20 protein-coding genes are annotated in these 20,029 nt (G+C 70.5%); 12 read left to right on the top strand and 8 right to left on the bottom strand.

All coding sequences use genetic code 11. The features are described 5' to 3' along the window. The first annotated feature begins 5 nt into the window (after positions 1 to 5). The 6 genes from BGO22_RS11810 (at position 6) to BGO22_RS11785 (ending at position 6,019) form a co-directional block, all read left to right on the top strand. Positions 6 to 725, top strand: a complete 720-nt coding sequence (locus BGO22_RS11810) for a Crp/Fnr family transcriptional regulator (RefSeq protein ID WP_070397095.1) — start codon at positions 6 to 8, stop codon at positions 723 to 725. 128 nt (positions 726 to 853) lie between these two features. Beyond that, complete coding sequence (locus tag BGO22_RS11805; protein WP_286850971.1) at positions 854 to 1,252, top strand: hypothetical protein; 399 nt, start codon at positions 854 to 856, stop codon at positions 1,250 to 1,252. A gap of 79 nt (positions 1,253 to 1,331) precedes the next feature. After that, positions 1,332 to 2,360 (top strand): pseudouridine synthase, encoded by a 1,029-nt coding sequence (locus tag BGO22_RS11800; RefSeq protein WP_239478177.1) that lies wholly within the window; start codon positions 1,332 to 1,334, stop codon positions 2,358 to 2,360. 52 nt (positions 2,361 to 2,412) lie between these two features. Continuing rightward, positions 2,413 to 3,654: an esterase/lipase family protein gene (locus BGO22_RS11795; RefSeq protein ID WP_070397097.1), complete on the top strand. Its 1,242-nt coding sequence runs from the start codon at positions 2,413 to 2,415 to the stop codon at positions 3,652 to 3,654. Between the two features lie 105 nt (positions 3,655 to 3,759). Next, positions 3,760 to 5,622 (top strand): molecular chaperone HtpG, encoded by a 1,863-nt coding sequence (gene htpG / locus BGO22_RS11790; protein ID WP_070397098.1) that lies wholly within the window; start codon positions 3,760 to 3,762, stop codon positions 5,620 to 5,622. Between the two features lie 76 nt (positions 5,623 to 5,698). Beyond that, positions 5,699 to 6,019, top strand: a complete 321-nt coding sequence (locus BGO22_RS11785) for a hypothetical protein (protein WP_070397099.1) — start codon at positions 5,699 to 5,701, stop codon at positions 6,017 to 6,019. 64 nt (positions 6,020 to 6,083) lie between these two features. Here the strand turns inward: BGO22_RS11785 and BGO22_RS11780 are convergent, their stop codons facing one another. The 3 genes from BGO22_RS11780 to BGO22_RS11770 form a co-directional block, all read right to left on the bottom strand. Next, entirely contained in the window at positions 6,084 to 6,512 is a 429-nt protein-coding gene (locus BGO22_RS11780) for an organic hydroperoxide resistance protein (RefSeq protein WP_070397100.1), read from the bottom strand. Positions 6,513 to 6,568: 56 nt separating this feature from the next. Further along, complete coding sequence (locus tag BGO22_RS11775; protein WP_070397101.1) at positions 6,569 to 7,018, bottom strand: MarR family winged helix-turn-helix transcriptional regulator; 450 nt, start codon at positions 7,016 to 7,018, stop codon at positions 6,569 to 6,571. 148 nt (positions 7,019 to 7,166) lie between these two features. Further along, positions 7,167 to 8,201: a serine/threonine protein kinase gene (locus tag BGO22_RS11770; RefSeq protein ID WP_286850969.1), complete on the bottom strand. Its 1,035-nt coding sequence runs from the start codon at positions 8,199 to 8,201 to the stop codon at positions 7,167 to 7,169. 47 nt (positions 8,202 to 8,248) lie between these two features. Between BGO22_RS11770 and BGO22_RS11765 the strand changes: the two genes are divergently transcribed. From BGO22_RS11765 to BGO22_RS11750, 4 genes are all read left to right on the top strand, one after another. Then, a complete protein-coding gene (locus tag BGO22_RS11765; protein ID WP_070397103.1) occupies positions 8,249 to 9,133 on the top strand; it encodes a class I SAM-dependent methyltransferase in 885 nt (294 codons plus the stop codon). Positions 9,134 to 9,256: 123 nt separating this feature from the next. After that, positions 9,257 to 10,447, top strand: a complete 1,191-nt coding sequence (locus BGO22_RS11760) for a cation:proton antiporter (RefSeq protein ID WP_083292753.1) — start codon at positions 9,257 to 9,259, stop codon at positions 10,445 to 10,447. 3 nt (positions 10,448 to 10,450) lie between these two features. Further along, positions 10,451 to 11,575 carry a YbdK family carboxylate-amine ligase gene (locus BGO22_RS11755; protein ID WP_070397104.1) on the top strand — a complete coding sequence of 375 codons (1,125 nt, stop codon included), beginning with the start codon at positions 10,451 to 10,453 and terminating at the stop codon, positions 11,573 to 11,575. Between the two features lie 270 nt (positions 11,576 to 11,845). Continuing rightward, on the top strand, positions 11,846 to 12,103 hold the full coding sequence (locus tag BGO22_RS11750) for a hypothetical protein (protein ID WP_070397105.1): 258 nt from the start codon (positions 11,846 to 11,848) through the stop codon (positions 12,101 to 12,103). A gap of 28 nt (positions 12,104 to 12,131) precedes the next feature. On the opposite strand, the gene BGO22_RS11745 is transcribed toward BGO22_RS11750, so the two are convergent. From BGO22_RS11745 to BGO22_RS11735, 3 genes are all read right to left on the bottom strand, one after another. Further along, entirely contained in the window at positions 12,132 to 12,917 is a 786-nt protein-coding gene (locus tag BGO22_RS11745) for a hypothetical protein (RefSeq protein WP_139146897.1), read from the bottom strand. Between the two features lie 325 nt (positions 12,918 to 13,242). Next, the gene (locus BGO22_RS11740) at positions 13,243 to 14,070 is read right to left on the bottom strand and encodes an ABC transporter permease (RefSeq protein WP_070397107.1); all 828 of its coding nucleotides are present in this window, start codon (positions 14,068 to 14,070) and stop codon (positions 13,243 to 13,245) included. Then, entirely contained in the window at positions 14,070 to 15,005 is a 936-nt protein-coding gene (locus tag BGO22_RS11735; protein WP_070397108.1) for an ATP-binding cassette domain-containing protein, read from the bottom strand. The genes BGO22_RS11740 and BGO22_RS11735 overlap by 1 nt, the downstream gene beginning before the upstream one ends. Before the next feature lie 61 nt (positions 15,006 to 15,066). Between BGO22_RS11735 and asd the strand changes: the two genes are divergently transcribed. Further along, positions 15,067 to 15,918, top strand: coding sequence for an archaetidylserine decarboxylase (asd, locus tag BGO22_RS11730; RefSeq protein WP_070397109.1), 852 nt, complete (start codon positions 15,067 to 15,069; stop codon positions 15,916 to 15,918). Between the two features lie 25 nt (positions 15,919 to 15,943). Continuing rightward, a complete protein-coding gene (gene purT / locus BGO22_RS11725) occupies positions 15,944 to 17,149 on the top strand; it encodes a formate-dependent phosphoribosylglycinamide formyltransferase (protein WP_070397110.1) in 1,206 nt (401 codons plus the stop codon). 1 nt (position 17,150) lies between these two features. Here purT and BGO22_RS11720 read toward each other — a convergent pair whose 3' ends face one another. After that, positions 17,151 to 17,612 carry a (2Fe-2S)-binding protein gene (locus BGO22_RS11720; RefSeq protein ID WP_070397111.1) on the bottom strand — a complete coding sequence of 154 codons (462 nt, stop codon included), beginning with the start codon at positions 17,610 to 17,612 and terminating at the stop codon, positions 17,151 to 17,153. Between the two features lie 10 nt (positions 17,613 to 17,622). Beyond that, positions 17,623 to 19,896 carry a xanthine dehydrogenase family protein molybdopterin-binding subunit gene (locus BGO22_RS11715; protein WP_070397112.1) on the bottom strand — a complete coding sequence of 758 codons (2,274 nt, stop codon included), beginning with the start codon at positions 19,894 to 19,896 and terminating at the stop codon, positions 17,623 to 17,625. Positions 19,897 to 20,029 lie beyond the last annotated feature (133 nt).

Here is a 20,029-nt window from a genome sequence, read left to right as displayed (position 1 = left end):
TCCCCATGTACCTTGCCGCCCGCCGCAGCGCCATCCGCGAGCGCGCACGCCGCCCCACCGAGGCCGAGCTCGCCGGCATTCCCTGGTTGCCGCCCTTGCAGGGCGAGGCGCGCGAGCGCGCGCTGGACGCGCTGCAGGTGGTGGAGGCCGAGGCCGGCGACTACGTCTGCCGCATCGGGCGGCCAGTGACCTACTGGTTCGGCCTCGTCGATGGTCTGCTCAAGATGACGAACGACGATTCCAGCGGCCCCGCGATCACCTTCACGGGGGTGGCGCCCGGCGGCTGGTTTGGCGAGGGCACGGTGCTCAAGCACGAGCAGTACCGCTACAACATCCAGGCCTTGCGCAAGAGCCTGATCGCGGGCCTGCCGGTGGAGACCTTTGACTGGTTGCTGGACCATTCCATCGGTTTCAACCGCTTCGTGATGCACCAGCTCAACGAGCGCCTGGGCCAGTTCATCGCCGCGCGCGAGGTGGACCGCCTGGGCAGTCCCGACCTGCGCGTGGCGCGCAACCTGGCGGCCCTGTTCCACCCGCTGCTGTCGCCCAACGTGGGTGGCATCCTGCGCATCACGCAGCAGGAACTGGCCTACCTGGTGGGCCTGTCGCGCCAGCGCGTGAACGAGGCCCTGGGCGCGCTGCAGGCGAAGGGGTGGATCCGCATCGAGTACGGGGGGCTGCGCGTGCTGGACCTCCAGGCATTGCGCTCGGGCGATCTGGGCTGAGCGCTTCCCGGCCGCGGGCCGGCGTGGCCGGGGCCGTCCTTCTCCTACACGCCGCGGCGCACCTTTCCTACGCCGCGCGCCCGCGCTCCGGCGGAACATGGCGCATCCCAACCCCAAGGAGGTCAGCCATGAACGTCAAAATCGCCACCGCCGTCGCCCTGTGCGCCGTGTCCGCCTTCGCCACCGCCCAGACCATGAGCAAGGCGGAGTACGACGCGGCCAAGGAGCGCATCGAGATGAACTACAAGACCGCGAAGAAGGCCTGTGATGCCATGAAGGACAACGCCAAGGACGTGTGCCAGGAAGAAGCCAAGGGCACGGAGCGCGTCGACAAGGCGGCCCTGGAGCAGCGGTACAAGGCTTCGCCGGACAACGCCCGCAAGCTCGAGAAGGCGAAGGCCGACAGCGCCTACGACATCGCCAAGGAGAAGTGCGAAGACCAGACCGGCGACGCCCAGAAGGTGTGCAAGGCCGACGCGAAGGCCGAGCACGAACGGGCCCTGAAGGCCGCCAAGGGCAAGGCCTGACCGCGGCTCGGACGACGGAGATCGCCCTTCGGGGCGATTTCTTTTTTTGTCGGTGGTGGGGTTGGCGACAATCGCTGCCATGGCATCCGATCCCCCCAAGCGAACGCTCAAGCTCAAGCCCGCGGCTCCCAAGCCCCCGGCCGATCCGCGCGCGCCCCGCCGCCCGCCGGTGCGGCCCCCCGGCCCGGCCCGCGCCCGCCCCCTGAGCAGCGCGCAGCGGCCCGAACTGCCCGTGCAGCCCGCGGCCACCGCCACGGCCCCCCGGGCCAGCGAGCCCGGCAAGGCGCCCCGCCGCGACGCCGCCCCACCTCCCGCGCCCGCCACGCCCCGCGACGGCACGCGCCTCAACAAGCGCCTGGCCGAGCTGGGCCTGTGCTCGCGCCGCGAGGCCGACGAGTGGATCGCCAATGGCTGGGTCAGCGTGGACGGCGCCGTGGCCGCCATAGGACAGGCGGTGGGGCCCGGCGCCCGCATCGAGGTGCTGCCCGCCGCGCAAAGGGCCCAGGGCGAGCGCGTCACCATCCTGCTGCACAAGCCCGTGGGCTATGTGAGCGGCCAGCCCGAGGACGGCCACGAGGCCGCCGTCGTGCTGCTGAACGCCAGGACCCACTGGAAGGACGACCGCAGCCCGCGCCGCTTCTCGCCCGCGCAGCTCAAGGGCCTGGCGCCGGCCGGCCGGCTCGACATCGACTCCACCGGCCTGCTCGTGCTCACGCAGGACGGGCGGGTCGCCCGCGCCCTTATCGGCGAGGACAGCGAGGTGGAGAAGGAGTACCTGGTGCGCGTGGTGTGGGCGCCGCACGGGCCGAAAGGGCCGGGCGTGGTCGAGCAGGACGTGCAGGCCGTGTTCCCCGCCGAACGACTGGCGCGGCTGCGCCACGGCCTGTCGCTCGATGGCCAGCCGCTCAGGCCCGCGGGCGTGGACTGGCTCAACCCCGAGCAGCTGCGCTTTGTGCTCACCGAGGGCAAGAAGCGCCAGATCCGCCGCATGTGCGAGGCGGTGGGCCTGCATGTGGTGGGCCTCAAGCGCGTGCGCATCGGCCGCGTGGCCCTGGGCCAGCTGCCCCAGGGGCAGTGGCGCTACCTGCTTCCCGACGAAGTGTTCTGACGCCGCCGGTCCCCCGGCCGATGTGCGCCCCGGGGCCTGTCCACAATGGGGCATGGCCGCCTCCCCACCGCCAACCCCCCGCCAGCGGCACCTGCGTCCCAGCGATCTGCGGGCCGCCGCCCAGCTGGCCACGCAGGCCACGCTCGGCGTGGTCGGCATTGCCGAGGGCGTGCACCAGGCCGTGCGCCAACGCATTGGCCTGCCGGCGGGCGAGGCGCCGGAGCGTGCCGGCGGCCTCACCGGGCGAGTCTATGGGGCCATTCGTGGGGTCGCGCACGGCGTGGGCGCAGGCATCGACGGTGTGTTGCACAGCGTTCTGCCCTTGTTTGACGACCCCACCGAGGCCGGGCAGGACTCGCCCGGTCGTGAGGCCGTGGTGGCGGCGATCAACGGGGTGCTCGGGGACCGCCTCGCGGCCATGGGCAACGCGCTCGCCCAGCCGATGGAGTGGCGCCAGGGCGAGCGGGTGTTGCCCACGCGGCAGGACGAACGGTTCGATCGGGCGCTGCAGGGGGCCAGGCCCCACCTGCTGCTGATGGTGCACGGCCTGTGCATGAACGACACGCAATGGCGGCGCGGCGGACATGACCACACCGAGGTGCTGAGCGAGGCGCTGCGGGCCACCCCTTTGCGCCTGCGCTACAACAGCGGCCTGCGCATCGCGGCCAACGGCCGCGAACTGGCGCACCAGCTGGAACGCGTGCTGACCCTGTGGCCGCTGCCCGTGCAGGGCATCACCATCGTGGGCCACAGCATGGGCGGACTGGTGGCGCGAAGCGCGGTGCACGAGGCACGCCGCGCGGGATACCGCTGGCCCGACCTGCTCAAGCACCTGGTGTTCCTGGGGACGCCGCACCACGGTGCCCCTCTGGAGCGGGCGGGACACGGCGCGGATCTGCTGCTCGGCTCCTCGCCGTTTTCCGCTCCGCTGGCGCGACTGGGTCGTCTGCGCAGCGCGGGCATCGTCGACCTGCGGTATGGCCACCTGCGGCACCCGGACGAGGGGCGCATGGATGAACCGCTGCCTTTGCCCGACGGCGTGGCCTGCTTTGGCGTGGCGGCCTGCCTGGCACCGCGCCGGGGCCTGCTGGCGGAGCGCCTGGTGGGCGACGGCCTGGTTCCCCTGCGCAGCGCCCTGGGTGAACACGACGAGCCCGCGCGCCGCCTGGCCTTCGCGCGCGGCAGTCTGCGCGTGGTGTACCGCACCGGGCACCTCGACCTGTTGTCCAGCCCGCTGGTGGCCGAGCAGCTGCGGCAGTGGCTGAGCGCCGCGCCAGCGTTGTCGGCCGCTTGAGACGGGGGGCTTGAAAAGCCCTTCCACCGCCCCCAGTTGCGCGGCGCTCGGTGCGCGCCGGCGCGCTGCCGGCGAGCGTTTTCCGTTTCCCTCATCATTCCCGCCATGAGCAAACAGACCCATTCCTTCCAGGCCGAGGTGGCCCAGCTGCTGCACCTCGTCACGCACTCGCTGTACTCCAATCCCGACATCTTCCTGCGCGAGCTGGTCTCGAACGCCTCCGATGCCTGCGACAAGCTGCGCTTCGAGGCGCTGAACAACAGCGCCCTGTACGAGGACGCGCCCGAGCTGGAGGTCCGCATCGCCTTCGACAAGGACGCGCGCACCCTCACCATCACCGACAACGGCATCGGCATGAGCGCGCCGGAGGCGATCGACCACCTGGGCACCATCGCCAAGAGCGGCACGCGCGACTTCATGAGTCGGCTCACGGGCGATCAGAAGTCCGACGCTCAACTCATCGGCCAGTTCGGCGTGGGCTTCTATTCGGGCTTCATCGTGGCCGACAAGATCGTCGTGGAGAGCCGGCGAGCGGGCCTGCCGGCCAGCGAGGGCGTTCGCTGGACCAGTGGCGGCAGCGGCGACTTCGAGGTCGAGGCCATCGAGCGCGCCGCGCGCGGCACCAGCGTGATCCTGCACCTGCGCGAGGACAAGACGGAGTACCTCAACCACTGGAAGCTCAAGTCCATCGTCGGCAAGTACAGCGACCACATCAGCTTGCCCATCCGCATGCAGGAAGAGGAGTGGGACGCCGAAAAAGGCGAGTACCGCCTCAAGGACGAATGGACCACGGTGAACTCGGCCAACGCGCTGTGGGCGCGGCCGAAGAAGGACATCACCGATGAGCAGTACGTCGAGTTCTACAAGAACCTGAGCTACGACAGCGAGGCCCCGCTGAGCTGGAGCCACCACCGCGTGGAGGGCAGCACCGAGTACACGCAGCTGCTCTACCTGCCGGCCAAGGCGCCGCAGGACCTGTGGAACCGCGACCGCAAGGCCGGCATCAAGCTTTACGTGCGGCGCGTCTTCATCATGGACGAGGCCGAGGCGCTGATGCCCGCCTACCTGCGCTGGGTCAAGGGCGTGGTCGATTCGAGCGACCTGCCGCTCAACGTGAGCCGCGAGCTGCTGCAGGAAAGCCGCGACGTGAAAGCCATCCGCGAGGGCAATACCCGCCGCGTGCTGGGCATGCTCGACGAGCTGAGCAAGGATGCGGAGAAGTACGCGGCGTTCTACGCCGAGTTCGGCGCCGTGCTCAAGGAGGGCCTGGGCGAGGACTTCACCAACCGCGACAAGCTGGCCAAGCTGCTGCGCTTTGCCAGCAGCACGCAGGCCGAGCCGGGCTCGCTGGCCGACTACAAGTCGCGCATGAAAGAAGGCCAGAAGGCCATCTACTACATCACCGCCGACTCCATCGCCGCCGCGCGCAACAGCCCGCAGCTGGAGGTGTTCCGCCAGAAGGGCATCGAGGTGCTGCTGATGGCCGATCGCGTGGACGAGTGGGCGCTGTCTTTCCTGCCCGAGTTCGACGGCACGCCGCTGCAGAGCGTGGCCAAGGGCGCGGTGGACCTGGGCGACCTGCAGGACGAGGCCGAGAAGCAGGCCGCCGAAGCCGCCGCCGAAGGTTTCAAGCCCGTGCTGGAGAAGCTCAAGGAAGCGCTCAAGGACCGCGTGAAAGACGTGCGCGCGACCTCGCGCCTGGTGGATTCGCCGGCGTGTCTGGTGGTGGAGGACGGTGACTACTCCATGCAGCTCGCGCGCCTGCTCAAGCAGGCGGGCCAGAAGGCGCCCGAGGTCAAGCCCATCCTGGAGGTGAACGCGGGCCACCCGCTGGTGAAGAAGCTGGAGGGCAACGAGCGTTTCGACGACCTCGCGCACGTGCTGTTCGACCAGGCCCTGCTGGCCGAGGGCGGCCTGCCCGAAGACCCGGCGGCCTACGTGCGGCGCGTCAATGCCCTGCTGGTGTGACGAACGGGTGCCGGGGCGGGGCACTTTGCGCCGGCGCCGGGTTCACAATCGCATGTCTCCCGATCGAAAGCCCACCGTGACCGTCCGCCTCTCCCGCACGCTTGCCGCCTTGTCCCTTGCCGCCCTGCTGGGGGGCTGCGCCAGCGTGGGCGTGGGTTTCGGCATCCCCGTGGGGCCGGTGACCATCGGTGTGGGTGCCAGCAACAGCGGCGTGAGCCTGGGCGTGGGCGCGGGCGTGGGGCCGGTGGGTGTGGGTGTCGGCGTGGACCAGGGCGGCCGCGTGAACGCGGGCGTGGGCGTGGGCGCCAGCACCGAGATCGGCAACAGCGGCGTGCGCGCGGGTGTCGGCGTAGGCACGGGCACCACGATCTACGACCCGAACAGGCCCAACCGCTGAGGTTGGCGCGCCCACAAAAAACCCGCCGGGCCCGGCGGGTTTTTTCATGGGTGCGGGGACGGGCTCACGCCACGGTCAGCGTGACCGGGATGTTGCCGCGCGTGGCGTTGGAGTAGGGGCAGACCTGGTGCGCGGTGTTCACCAGGTCCTCGGCCACGGCGCGGTCCATGCCGGGCAGGTGGATGGTCATGCGCACGGCGATGCCGAAGCCCTGCGGAATGGGGCCGATGTCGACCTCGGCGTCGATGGCGGCGTTGGCCGGCACGGCGATCTTCTTCATGCCCGCCACGTGCTTCATGGCGCCCATGAAGCAGGCCGAATAGCCCGCGGCGAACATCTGCTCGGGGTTGGTGCCGTTGCCGGCGCCGCCCATGGCCTTGGGCGGCGCGAGCTTGACCTCGAGCAGGCCATCGTCGGAGCGGGACGTGCCTTCGCGGCCACCGGTGGTGTGGGCGCGCGCGGTGTAGACGACTTTGTCGAGCGTGGTGGGCATGGTGGTTTCTCCTGGGTGGGTGCTGGTGACAGCGGGTGGAACGGATGGGGGTGGGGTCAGGCGCTGAGCCGGTCGCGCAGCTGCCGCACGTCGCGCGTGAGGGCGATGGCTTCCTGCACGGTGCATTGCGCGGCCTGCAGCACGCACGAGGGGATGCGCGCGGCGCGGGCCTTGAGCCGGCGGCCGGCGGTTGTGAGGCGAACCAGCACGCGGCGTTCGTCCTGCGTGTCGCGCAGCCGGGCGACCAGGCCGATGGCTTCCAGGCGTTTGAGCAGGGGGGTGAGCGTGCCGGAATCGAGGGTGAGGCGTTCGCCCAGGGCGGAGACGCTCAGGCCGTCCTCTTCCCACAGCGCCAGCATGGCCAGGTACTGCGGGTAGGTCAGGCCCAGCTCGTCCAGCCAGGGCTTGTACAGCTTGGTCATGGCCAGCGAAGCCGAGTACAGCGCGAAACACAGCTGGTGGTCGAGCTTGAGCAGGTCGCTGGTGGAGGGGGGCGTCGATGCCATGGCGAGAGTGTGGGTTGAAATTAGATTGTGTGCAATTTAATTGAGTAAAAGACAACTGCCAGAGCAGGGCCTTTCGCGCGCGGCGCGGCCGAGCTTATGCGAGTGCTTTGGTGTTAACCCCTGAGGGTGTGCCCCGCCGGGGCCGGCATCAGGCCTGCAGCGGCGCTTGCTGCATGGCCTCGATCTGTTCGCGCAGCAGGTCAACCTGGCCGCGCCAGTGGTCGCGGCCGCCGAACCAGGGGAAGTTGATCGGGAAGGCCGGGTCGTCCCAGCGGCGCGCGATCCAGGCGTTGTAGTGCACCAGCCGCAGGGTGCGCAGGGCCTCGATGAGCGCCAGTTCGCGCCGGTCGAAGGGGCGGAACTGCTCGTAGCCGTCGAGCAGGGCGGACAGCTGCAGGGTCTGCTGGCGCCGGTCGCCGGACAGCAGCATCCACAGGTCCTGCACGGCCGGGCCCAGGCGGGCGTCGTCCAGGTCCACGAAGTGCGGGCCCGCGCCGGGCAGGCCTTCGGGTGTCCAGAGCACGTTGCCCGGGTGGCAGTCGCCGTGCAGGCGCAGGCGTGCGATGCCCTGCGGGTCGCTGTCGCCGCCGGCGCGCAGCACGGGATGGGCCTCGATGAGCGTGAGCGCCTCGTCGAGCGCGGCGCACCATTCGCGCCGCACCTCGGGGGCGATCATTTCGTGCTCCAGCAGCCAGTCGCGTGGCTCGCGCGCGAAGCTGGCGCTGTCGAGCGCGGGTCGGTGCGCGAAAGGGCGCGCGGCGCCCACGGTGTGCAGCCGCGCGAGGAAGCGGCCGATCCACTCCAGCACCTCGAGGTCGTCGAGCTCGGGCCGGCGCCCGCCGCGGCGTGGCCAGGCGCCCCAGGCGAAGCCCGCGTGGTGGTGCAGGGTGGCGCCGTCGACGGCCAGCGGCGCCACGGCCGGTACCTCGGCGGCGGCCAGCTCGGCCGCGAAGGCGTGCTCCTCGGCGATCTGCGCGTCGCTCCAGCGGCCCGGCCGGTAGAACTTGAGCACCACCACCTCGTGGCCGTCCACCGGCCGCTCCAGGTGCGCCTGGTAGACGCGGTTCTCGAAGCTGTTGAGCGTGGTCAGGCGGCCATCGCCGCGCAGGCCGACGGCATCGAGCGCGTCGAGCACGGCGTCGGGGGTGAGGGTGTCGAAGGGGTGCGGGGTCGGCATGGTCATGCGCGATTGTCCAGGGTCGGTTCGCGGCGCTCACCTATCATCGCCGCATGCCTTCCGTTTCCCGTTCCGCCGCGCGACCCAAGCCGGCGCAAGACCTTCACGCGCAACTGCCCGAGCTGCGGCCGGAGCAGTCGATCGAGCTGCTCAAGGAGTTGCACATCCTCACGCGCGAGGGGCGGCTCAACCAGGACACGCGGCGCAAACTCAAGCAGGTCTACCACCTGGTGCAGTTCATTGAGCCCCTGCTGGCGCAGGTGCTGGCCGAGCGCGGCGACGTGGTGCTGGCCGACCATGGCGCGGGCAAGTCCTACCTGGGCTTCATCCTGTACGACCTGGTGCTCAAGCCGCGCGGCCAGGGCTCAGTCATCGGCGTGGAGGCGCGCGCGGAGCTGGTGGAGCGCTCGCAGGTGCTGGCGCAACGCCTGGGCTTCGAGCGCATGCGCTTCCTGGCCGCGACGGTGCAGCAGGCCATGCAACACAGCGAGTTGCCCGCGCGCGTGGACGTGGTGACGGCGCTGCACGCCTGCGACACGGCCACCGACGACGCGATCGATTTCGCATTGGCGCGCGAAGCGCAGCACCTGGTGCTGGTGCCCTGTTGCCAGGCCGAGGTGGCGGGCGTGATGCGCCAGCACAAGGCCTTCGCGCTCAAACAGACGCCGCTGGCGGAGCTGTGGCGCCACCCGTTGCACACGCGCGAGTTCGGCAGCCAGATCACCAACGTGCTGCGTTGCCTGCGCCTGGAAGCGCATGGCTACGACGTGACCGTCACCGAGCTCGTCGGATGGGAGCATTCCATGAAAAACGAACTCATCCTGGCCCGTAGAATGGCCGACGATCGCCACGGCCGCCAGGAGCGCGCGCGCCAGCGATTGCTGCAGGTGCTTGATCAGTTCGGCCTGCAAGCCATGCAGACCCGATTCGCGGTCTGAGCCGCGGCGGCCCCACGGGCCGCCAATCCATGAACCGATGGCCCCCACTCGGGGTCACGGCGCCCGACGACGACCGGCCCGCGCCGGCGCCGGTCCGACGGCGTCACCGAGGAGAGCCTTTCCGTGATTCCTTCCGACATCGCCTTCCTGCTGCAGGCCATCGCCTGGCCCCTGGTGCTGCTGCTGGCCTGGTTCCTCGCCGAGTGGCTCAATGAGCGCTGGCAACTGCCGCGCGTGACCAGCTATGTGGCCGTGGGCCTGCTGGCCAGCCTGATCAACCTGCCCGGCCTCACGCCCGACATCGCGGGCCTGCCCTTCCTGGCCACGGTGGCGCTGTCGCTGGTGCTGTTCGAGCTCGGTTACCGCATCAACCTGCGCTGGTTCCGCCACAACTTCTGGGTGCTGCTGCTGGGGGTGGTCGAATCGCTGGCCACCTTCGGCGCGGTGTACTGGGCCACCGGCTGGTTCGCGCTGCCCACCGACCACCGCCTCATCATCGCCGCGGTGTCGATGGCGGCCTCGCCCGCGGGCGTGTTGCGCGTGGCGCACGAGCTGCGCAGTTCGGGCCAGGCCACCGAGCGCGTGCTGCACCTGTGCGCCATCAACTGCCTGATGGCGGTGCTGGCGCTCAAGCTCGTGGTGGGCTACTGGACGCTGTCCACCTCGGGCGATTTCGCGCTCGCGGCCTTCGGCAGCATCCACGTGGTGGGCACGTCGATTGCCGTGGGCGCGGTGCTGGGCATGGCCATTCCCTGGCTGCTGCGGCTGCGCAATACGCACGGGCACGGCGTGACCGTGGTGTTTGCACTCGCCGTGCTGCTGCTGACCACCGCGGCCTACGGGCTCAAGCTGTCGCCGCTGCTGGCGGCGCTGACCTTCGGCATCGTGGCGCGCGAGCGTCGCGTTCACCTCACCAGCGCGCAGCGCGACTTCGGCACCGCGGGCGACCTGCTCTCGGTGTTCCTGTTCGTCTACATCGCCTCGCTGCTGACCTGGACCGACGTGCCCACCACCTTGTTCATGGGCCTGGCCCTGATCCTGGTCCGCACCGCCGTCAAGGTGTTCTGCAACGTCTCGGCGGCGCGGCTGTCGGGCATTTCCGAGCGCAAGGGCCTGCTCACGGGCCTGGCGCTCACGCCCATGTCGGCCTTCGCGATCCTGCTCATCGAAGAAACGCGGCTCTATGGCTTCGAGCCCGCGGTGCAGGTGCTCGCGGCCATGGCCGGCATGATGCTGCTGCAGGAATTGCTGGGCCCCATCGTCACGCAGCGCGCCCTGATGGCCGCGCGCGAGACCCACGTCACGAAGGAATAAGCCATGCCATTGGAAACCTTCAAGGCCTCCGACTCGCTGACCATGGGCGTGGAGCTGGAGCTGCAGCTCGTCAACAGCTACGACCACGACCTCTCCAGCAGCGCCAACGACCTGCTGGACCTGCTCGCGCGCAAGCCCTTCCCGGGCGTGGTCACGCCCGAGATGACGCAGAGCATGATCGAGATCGCCACCGGCATCCACACCCAGCACGGGCCCTTGCTGCAGCAGCTGCAGCAGATCCGCGACACGCTGGTGGCCGCGGGCGACCGGCTCAACATCGAGCTGGCGGGCGGCGGCACCCACCCCTTCCAGCGCTGGTTTGAGCAGCGCATCTTCTCCAAACCACGCTTCCACCAGCTCTCGGGCCTGTACGGCTACCTCGCCAAGCAGTTCACCGTGTTCGGTCAGCATGTGCACATCGGCTGCGCCTCGCCCGACGAGGCGCTGTTCCTGCTGCATTCGCTCAACCGCTACGTGCCGCACTTCATCGCGCTGTCGGCGTCCTCGCCGTTCTCCCAGGGCGTGGACACGCTGTTCGATTCGGCGCGCCTGAACTCGGTGTTCGCCTTCCCCCTGAGCGGGCGCGCGCCCTTCGTGCTCAAGTGGGACGAGTTCGCCAACGTCTACTTCACCAAGATGGAGAGCACGGGCGTGGTCAAGTCCATGAAGGACTTTTACTGGGACATCCGGCCCAAGCCCGAGTACGGGACCATCGAACTGCGCGTGTGCGACACGCCCCTGACGGTGGAGCGCGCGGCCGCGCTGGCCTGCTACCTGCAGGCCCTGTGCCGCCACCTGCTGGAGCGCAACGAGCCACCACCCGAGGAAGACGACTACCTCGTCTACACCTACAACCGTTTCCAGGCCTGCCGCTTCGGCCTCGACGGCATGATGGTCAACCCCAAGACACGCGAACAGATCAGCATCCGCGAGGACGTGCTGGCCACGCTGCGCGAGCTCACGCCGCACGCGCTGGCGCTCAACAGCCTGGCCGCGCTCGACGAAATCGAGCGCACGGCCGCCCACGCCGGCAACCACGCGAGCTTCCTGCGCAACCGCTACCGGGACAGCCGCAGTGTGGAGGCGGTGGTGCGCGCCAGTGTGGAGGCGCTGCGCCACGGACCTTGAACAGCGCCCGGCCGACCGCGCCGGGAAACCGTGACGGGCCGCACGGTGGGGCGCCGGGTGGAGCGCCGCTCAGGCGCAAAGGGCGACCGCTCATGGCCCGGTGCGTGATGTGCATCACGAATCGCCTGCGGGGGGATTCCCGACAGCTGTCGGGGAACTTCCTACACGCGGGATGGTGAGGCGCCGACTTAACGCCCCGGGAGGGCATCGATACAGTTTGTTTCCAAGGACACGCCCGCTGTCTCATCTGTATCTCTCAGGAAGCCCGCCATGAACTCGTTCGCCAACCGCACCAACCCCTTCGTCCTGATGCTGGACCCGGAGGCCGTGATCAACGCCATGGAGAGCAGCCAGCCGCTGCGTGGCCTGCGCGGCCGTGTCTGCCGCCCGCTGGACAAGCCGCTGATCCCCAAGCTGTTCGACACCACGACCCGCGAGTTCGACGCCGCGATCGACCAGGAAGCGTTCATGGACAGCGGTTCCGAGGCCTACCTCGAGGCCCAGCCAGGGCTGCACCAGGTCCATTGACCCTAAGGCCCAGGGCGTGCCCCCGCGCTCAGGCCCTGATCCGGTTCGCGTAGAGCACGAGGGCCCCGTCGCCGCTCCCGCTCATGCCGAACAGGACCAGCAGGGCGTGGTCGGCATCGTATTGCGCCAGCCCCTGAATGCCCGTGCCATCGGGGAACTGGCAACCCGCCCCGGAAGCGAGCAGGCGGGCATTCAGAATGTTGACGGCTGGTGAGGCCGCCGTCAGCGCACCACGGAGCCGGCACTGCTCCTGGCCGTCTTGCCAGCCGGCCAGATCGATGCCGCCGCTGTCGCCCAGGGTCGCCAAGTAGGTGATGGTGGGCCGACCATTGCCGTAGAGGGTGACCTCATAGGTGCCCGCGAGCGCCGCCAGGTCGGCGCCATGCGCGGAGCGCGCGTCGTACACGGCGCTCACCACCGGCGCCCCGCTGTCCGATGCCAGCAGCAGCTGCGACTGGGGCTGGTAGCTGCCCGTCAGGGACCAGCGCTGGCGAGAGTCGGGCACCCGCATATCCACCGCGTCGAAGCCACTGGGCGACACCAGGCCGTGCTGGGCCGTGAGCGTGCCGCGCAGGAGGCGGTTCGTGCCGCTGTCGCTCAGCAGACCATAGGCCTGGCCGTCGGCGGCGACGAAGAGCTGGCCGTCGCCGCGGCTGTCCGTCCAGGCGCCAGCCAGTGCATGCACGGACGCCGCGCCGGTGGACGGCGCGGGTGGCGAGTCGGGGGCGGCTGCACCGTCGATGGCGCCGTTGCCCCCGCAGGCGACCAGGCCGATCAAGGCCCAGGCGCCGAGGACTGCACGAAGGTGTCGCATGGGACCTTGCTCAGGCTCGGCTGAGGTGGCCGTTGCCGGCCCATGGCGGGCCCACGGATTCGCGGTGGCCGGGCAGCTGCAGCTCGCCCGTGCAGCGTCCGTTGATCGATTGCGTTCCAAACGGCCAAGAACCTGGCATGGAGGACTCCAAAGGAAGTGAAGCCCCCATGGGTGGCGACACCCTCGCTTCGGTTCGGCCCGAAAAGGCCTATGCGCCAAGGCGTAGGTCAGCGGGACGATGCGGCGCCGGTCAGGGCCGAAGCGTGCCGGCCAGCAGGCCGGCGGGCGATGCCGGCGTTGGGCCACGGGCCCCCGGGCTGTGCCCTCAGCGCGCGAAGCGCTTGCGCGTGAGGGCCAGCGCGAGCCAGAACGTTCCGATGGCGTAGACCACCAGGACGAGCAGGTGCAGCGCCGCGTCCGTGGGCCATTGGTCCAGGAACAGCGGGCGCACCAGCTGCACCGCGTGCGTCAGCGGCAACAGGTCGGAGAACAGCAGCACCGGCGCCGGCAGCTGCTCGCGCGGGAAGAACACGCCCGAGAGGAACATCATGGGCGTGATCACCAGCGTGAAGTAGTAACTGAAGAAGTCGTAGCCCTTGGCCAGCGCGTTGAACACCAGCGCGATGCAAGAGAAGGTGATGCCCACGAGGCCCAGCACCGGCCAGGCCACCAGCAGCTTGGGCGAGTGCGTGATGCCCAGGCCCAGCATCACCAGCAGGATCACGGACACGGTGAACAGCGACTTGAAGCCGGCCCACAGCATCTCGGCCAGCACCACGTCGTCCAGGCGCACGGGCGCGTTCATGATGCCGTCCCAGGTCTTTTGCACGTGCATGCGCGAGAAGGCCGAGTACAGCGCCTCGAAGGTGGCCGCGTTCATGGCGCTCATGCAGATGCTGCCGCTGGCCAGGAACAGGATGTAGGGCACCGCCACCGAGCCGCCGGGCGTGCCCATGTTCACCGTGCCCACCAGCGCGCCCAGGCCATAGCCGAAGGCCACCAGCCAGATCAGCGGTTCGGCGATGTTGGCCACCACGCTGGGCAGGGCCAGCTTGCGCCAGACCAGCAGGTTGCGCAGGAACACCGGCCACCAGCGCCAGGACAGGCGCGGCGGGGCCCAGGGATTCATGGGGGTGAGGGTGGTCGTGGTCATCAGCCGTCTTCCCTGATTTGTCGTCCGGTGAGCTTGAGGAACAGGTCCTCGAGATTGGCGGGCCGGTGCAGCGTGCGCAGCTGGTGGTGCTCGCCCAGCGCGGCCAGCAGCGGCTGCGCCTGCGCGGTGTAGAAGAACACGGTCTCGCCGCTCACCTCCACGCGCGCGGCCAGGGCGCGCAGCGGGGCGTGTTCCTCGCGCTGGGCGAGGTCCAGCGCGCCGGGGCCGTAGACCTCCACCACGTCGGGCTCCAGGTGCTCGGCGATGAGCGCGCGCGGCCGGCCTTCGGCGATCTTGCGGCCGTGGTCCAGCACCAGCAGGCGCGAGCACAGGCGCTCGGCCTCGTCCATGAAGTGCGTGGTGAGCAGGATGCTCTTGCCCTGCTGCAGCAGCACCTGCAGGCGCTCCCACATCAGGTGGCGGGCCTGCGGGTCCAGGCCGGTGGTGGGCTCGTCGAGCATCAGCAGGCGCGGGTCGTTCACCAGCGCGCGCGCCAGGCTCAGCCGGCGCTTCATGCCGCCCGACAGTTCGCCCGGGCGGGCCGTGGCCTTGTGCGTGAGCGCGGCGAACTCCAGCAGGCGCGGGATGCGCGCACGGATGACGGCGTCCTTCAGGCCGAAGTAGCGGCCATAGACCAGCAGGTTCTCCGCGCAGTTGAAGTCCGGGTCCAGCGTGTCCATCTGGGCCACCACGCCGAGCTGCGCCTTGATGGCCATGGCGTCGCGCGGCATGTCCTTGCCAAAGGCGTGGATGCGCCCGCCATCGGGCGCGGTGAGGCCCAGACACATGCGGATGGTGGTGGTCTTGCCAGCGCCGTTGGGGCCGATCACGCCAAGGCATTCGCCAGGGTGGATGGCGAAGCTCACGCCGTTGACCACCGTGTTCTCGCCGTAGCGTTTGACCAGCTCGGCGGCTTCGAACAGGGGTGTGCTCATCCGAGGCATTGTGCCTGCCGCCTCAAACCCCCACGGGTTCCACTTTTACAATCCGCCACCCATGTCGCTGGCCGTCCAACTCCAATACCTTTTGCCCAAGGGGGCGCTCACCCGCCTGGCGGGCGCCTTCGCCGGCGCGCGCGCCGGCGCGCTCACCCAGTGGGCCATCCGCCGCTTCATCGCGCGCTACCAGGTGAACATGGCCGAGGCGGCGAACCCCGATCCCACCGCCTACGACACCTTCAACGCGTTCTTCACGCGTGCCCTGAAACCCGGCGCGCGCCCGCTGGCCGACGCGGCCTTCGTCTGCCCGGTGGACGGGGCGATCAGCCAGCTGGGCCGCATCGAAGGCGACCGCATCTTCCAGGCCAAGGGCCACCACTACGACACGCGCGCGCTGCTGGGCGGCGACGCGGCGCTGGCCCAGGCCTTCCAGGGCGGCAGCTTCGCCACCATCTACCTGAGCCCGCGCGACTACCACCGCATCCACATGCCGGCGGCGGCCACGCTGCGGCGCATGCTGCACGTGCCGGGCGAACTGTTCTCGGTGAACCCGGCCACGGCCGCGGGCGTGCCGGGCCTGTTCGCGCGCAACGAGCGCGTGGTCTGCCTGTTCGATATGCCTGTGGGCGAACGCACCGTGCCCTTCGCGCTGGTGCTGGTGGGCGCCACCATCGTGGGCAGCATGGCCACCACCTGGCATGGGGTGGTCAACCCGCCGCGTCCGGGCACCGTGCGCGAATGGCGCTACGACGACACGCCGCTGCGGCTGGACAAAGGCGCCGAGATGGGCCGCTTCCTGCTCGGCTCCACGGTGGTGCTGCTGTGGCCGCCGGACACCATCGCCTTCAGCCCCGACTGGACCGCCGCGCGCCCCGTGCGCCTGGGCGAGGCCATGGGCGGCGCGCTCTGAATCTTTCTTTCCTCAGGACATCACCATGACCACGCTCGGCACGCCGCTGTCGCCCTCGGCCACCAAAGTCATGCTGCTGGGCAGCGGCGAACTCGGCAAGGAGGTGCTGATCGCCCTGCAGCGCCTGGGCGTGGAGACCATCGCGGTCGACCGCTACGAGAACGCGCCCGGCCATCAGGTGGCGCACCGCGCGCACACCATCGCCATGAGCGACCCGGCCCAGCTCAAGGCGCTGATCGAGCGCGAGCGCCCGCACCTGGTGGTGCCCGAGATCGAGGCCATCGCCACGCCCATGCTGCAGGAACTCGAGGCCGCGGGCGTGGTGCGCGTGATCCCCACCGCGCGCGCCGCCCGGCTCACCATGGACCGCGAGGGCATCCGCCGCCTGGCGGCCGAGACGCTGCGCCTGCCGACCAGCCCCTACCAGTTCTGCGATTCGCTGCAGGAGCTGCAGGCGGCCATCGACAGCGGCATCGGCTATCCCTGCATCGTCAAGCCCGTGATGAGCAGCAGCGGCAAGGGCCAGAGCAAGATCGACGGCCCTGCCGACGTGCAGAAGGCCTGGGACTTCGCCATGGCCGGCGGCCGGGTGAGCCACGGGCGGGTCATCGTCGAGGGTTTCATCCGCTTCGACTACGAGATCACCCTGCTCACGGTGCGCGCGCTGGGCGCCGGCGGCCAGGCCGAGACGCATTTCTGCGAGCCCATCGGGCATGTGCAGGTGGGCGGCGACTACGTCGAGAGCTGGCAGCCGCACCCCATGAGCGCCGAGGCCCTGCGCAAGAGCCGCGAGATCGCCAAGGCCATCACCGACAACCTGGGCGGCCAAGGCCTGTTCGGCGTGGAGCTGTTCGTGGCCGGCGACCAGGTGTGGTTCAGCGAGGTCAGCCCACGCCCGCACGACACCGGCATGGTGACCATGGTCACGCAGTGGCAGAACGAGTTCGAGCTGCACGCGCGCGCCATCCTGGGGTTGCCGGTGGACACCGCGCTCAAGAGCCCGGGCGCCAGCGCCGTCATCTACGGCGGCGTGGAGGCCCAGGGCATCGCCTTCGACGGCGTGGACGAGGCCTTGCGCGTGCCGGGCACCGAGCTGCGCCTGTTCGGCAAGCCCGAGAGCTTTCAGAAGCGGCGCATGGGTGTCGCGCTGGCGCGCGAGGCCGACGTGCAGCGCGCGCGCGAGAACGCCAAGCTCGCGGCCTCGACGGTGAAGCCGCACCGGGCCGCCTGACTCAGCCCTTGACCTGCTGCGCCGCGAGCGCCACCGCTTCCTTGATGCGCTGGTAGGTGCCGCAGCGGCACAGGTTGCCGCTCATGGCCGCGTCGATGGCGGCCTCGTCGGGCCGGGGGTTGCTCTTGAGCAGCGCGCAGGCGCTCATGAGCTGGCCGCCCTGGCAGTAACCACACTGCACCACGTCCACCGCCGTCCAGGCCGCGCGCAGGGCGGCGATCTCGGGGCCGGTGATGCCTTCGATGGTGGTGATGGCCTGCCCCGCGACCGCGGAGACCGGCGTGACGCAGGCGCGGATGGGCTGCCCGTCGGCGTGCACCGTGCAGGCGCCGCACAGGGCCATGCCGCAGCCGAACTTGGTGCCGGTGAGTTTCAGGTCGGCGCGCAGCACCCACAGCAGCGGCGTGTCGGCGTCGGCATCGACGCTGACCTCGCGGCCGTTGACCTTGAGCGTGGTGGTCATGGTCGGTTCCTCAGGCAAGTGTCAGGGGCAGGCTGCGCAGGCGCTGCCCGGTGAGCGCGAACAGCGCGTTGGCCACGGCGGGCGCGATCGGCGGCACACCAGGTTCGCCCACACCCTCGGGGTGGCCGTCGCCCGGCAGGATCAGGCAGTCCACGCGCGGCGCCTCGTTCAGGCGCAGGATGGGCTGGTCGTGGAAGTTGCTCTGTTGCACCTGGCCGTCGACGATCTCCACGCCGCCGTGCAGCGCGGCCGACAGGCCGAACACCACGCCGCCCTCCAGCTGCTGGCGGATGCCAGCTGGGTTGACGGCGAAGCCGCAATCGATGGCGCACCACACGCGGTGCACGCGGATCGCCTTGTCGGGGCCGAGCGAGACCTCGGCCACCTGCGCGACCGTGGAGCCGAAGGAGTCGTGCAGCGCCAGCCCGCGCGCGGTCTTGGCGCCGTCCGGCGCGGGCGGCGAGGGCGTGCCCCAGCCCGCGGCGTGGGCGGCGGCCCGCAGCACGGCCAGCTGTTTCGGGTGCCGGCGCAACAGCGATTCGCGAAAGGCCAGCGGGTCCTGGCCCGCCGCGTGCGCGCACTCGTCGACGAAGCCCTCTTTGAAGAAGGCCTGGTGCGAATGCCCCACGGAGCGCCAGAAGCCGACCTGCAGCGGCGCGTCCACCTTGACGTGCGCGATGCGCGCGGCCGGCCATTCGTAGGCCTGGTCGAAAGCGCCCTCGCTGGTGGTCTTGTCGGGCCCGCCGCCGGGCAGGCCGAAGGCGCGCGTGAGCACCTGCGGCACGATGGCCTGGCCCGCGCTGGTGTTCTTCCAGGCGACGAGCCGCTTGTCGGCGTCGAAGCCGGCCTCGAAACGCGCCGCGCAGGCCGGGCGGTACAGGTCGTGGCGGATGTCCTGCTCGCGGCTCCACATCGTCTGCACCGGATGCCCCGGCACCGCCTTGGCGATGGCGGCGGCCTGGGCGATGAAGTCCACCTCCAGCCGGCGGCCGAAGCCGCCGCCCAGCATCAGCACCTGCACGGCCACGGCCTCGTCGGGCAGGCCCAGGGCCCCGGCCGCGGCCTGGCGCGCCAGCCCGGGCACCTGGGTGGACACCCACACCGTGGCCTTGTTGCCCTCGAACAGCACGGTGCAGTTGATGGGCTCCAGGGCCTCATGGGCCAGGTAGGGCGCGCGGTACTCGGCCTCGATGCGCGTCGTGGCGCCCGCGAGCGCGGCGTCCACCTCGCCGGTTTCGTAGAAGGCGAAGCCCCTTTCGGTGCGCGCGGCGGCGGCGAAACCCTCGATGGCCTGCGCGCTGGAGAAGCTGGCGAGCGCGCCGTGGTCCCAGTTCACGTCCAGCTTGTCGGCCGCCTGGCGGGCGCGCCAGGGGTGGTCGGCGATCACCGCCACGCCGCCGGTACCACCGCGCAGGGGTTCCACGGCCAGCACGGCCTTGACGCCGCGCACCGCGCGCGCCGCGGCGTCGTCGTGGCTGTGCGCGCGGCCGCCCAGGGCGGGGCACAGGCGCACGCTGGCGTACAGCAGGCCATCGGGCAGGGCGTCGATGCCGAAGCGCGCGCTGCCATCGATTTTGCCGGGCGTGTCCAGGCGGCGCGTGGGCTGGCCGATGCGCTTGAAGCGCTCGGGTGCCTTGAGTGGCGGGTCGCGCGGCAGCGCCAGCTGAGCCGCCGCGGCGGCCAGGGCGCCGTAGCCCAGGCGGCGGCCGTCGGGCGCGATCACCTCGCCGTTCTCGGTGCCGCAGTCGGCCGCGGCAACGCCCCATTGCGCGGCGGCGGCGGCCACCAGCATCTGGCGCGCGGACGCGCCGGCCTGGCGCATGGGCAGCCACAGGTCCTTCACGCTGGACGAGCCGCCGGTCATCATCACGCCGATCTCGCGCATGGCCTTGGCGGTGAGCCAGCGCACGGCGTCGACGGCGATGTTGTCGGTGTCGGGGTGCACCGGCAGGCCATCGACCACGCTGGCGATGTTGTTGTAGATGCCGTCGATGGGGGACTGCTGCCAGCGCACGCGCGACCAGTCGGCGTCCAGCTCCTCGGCCAGCAGCATGCACAACGAGGTGACCACGCCCTGGCCCATCTCGCTCTTGGCCAGCGCCACGGTGACCGTGCCGTCGCGCGCGATCCGGACCCAGCCGTTGAAGGCCACCTCGCCCTCGGCCGTGGGCAGCGGCTGCGCCGTGGTGAGGCGCTGGCGCGGTGGCATCAGGCCCCAGCCCACCACCAGGGCGCCGGCGATGCCCAGGGTGCCGAGGACGAACTTGCGTCGGGTGCTCGCCATGCGGCTTCTCCTTACTGGAAGGCCACCTCCGCGAAGCTCCTGAGCTTGCGGCTGTGCAGTTGGTCCACGCCGCCCGCGCGCAGCAGCTCCACCGCGCGGATGCCGATGCGCAGGTGCTGGTCCACGCGCTCGC

The organism is Hydrogenophaga sp. 70-12 (assembly GCF_001897365.1).
GTDB classification, from domain to species: Bacteria; Pseudomonadota; Gammaproteobacteria; order Burkholderiales; family Burkholderiaceae_C; genus Hydrogenophaga; species Hydrogenophaga borbori.
Note: the sequence above shows the minus strand (reverse complement) of the source record. Positions and strands in the feature narration are given on the sequence as shown.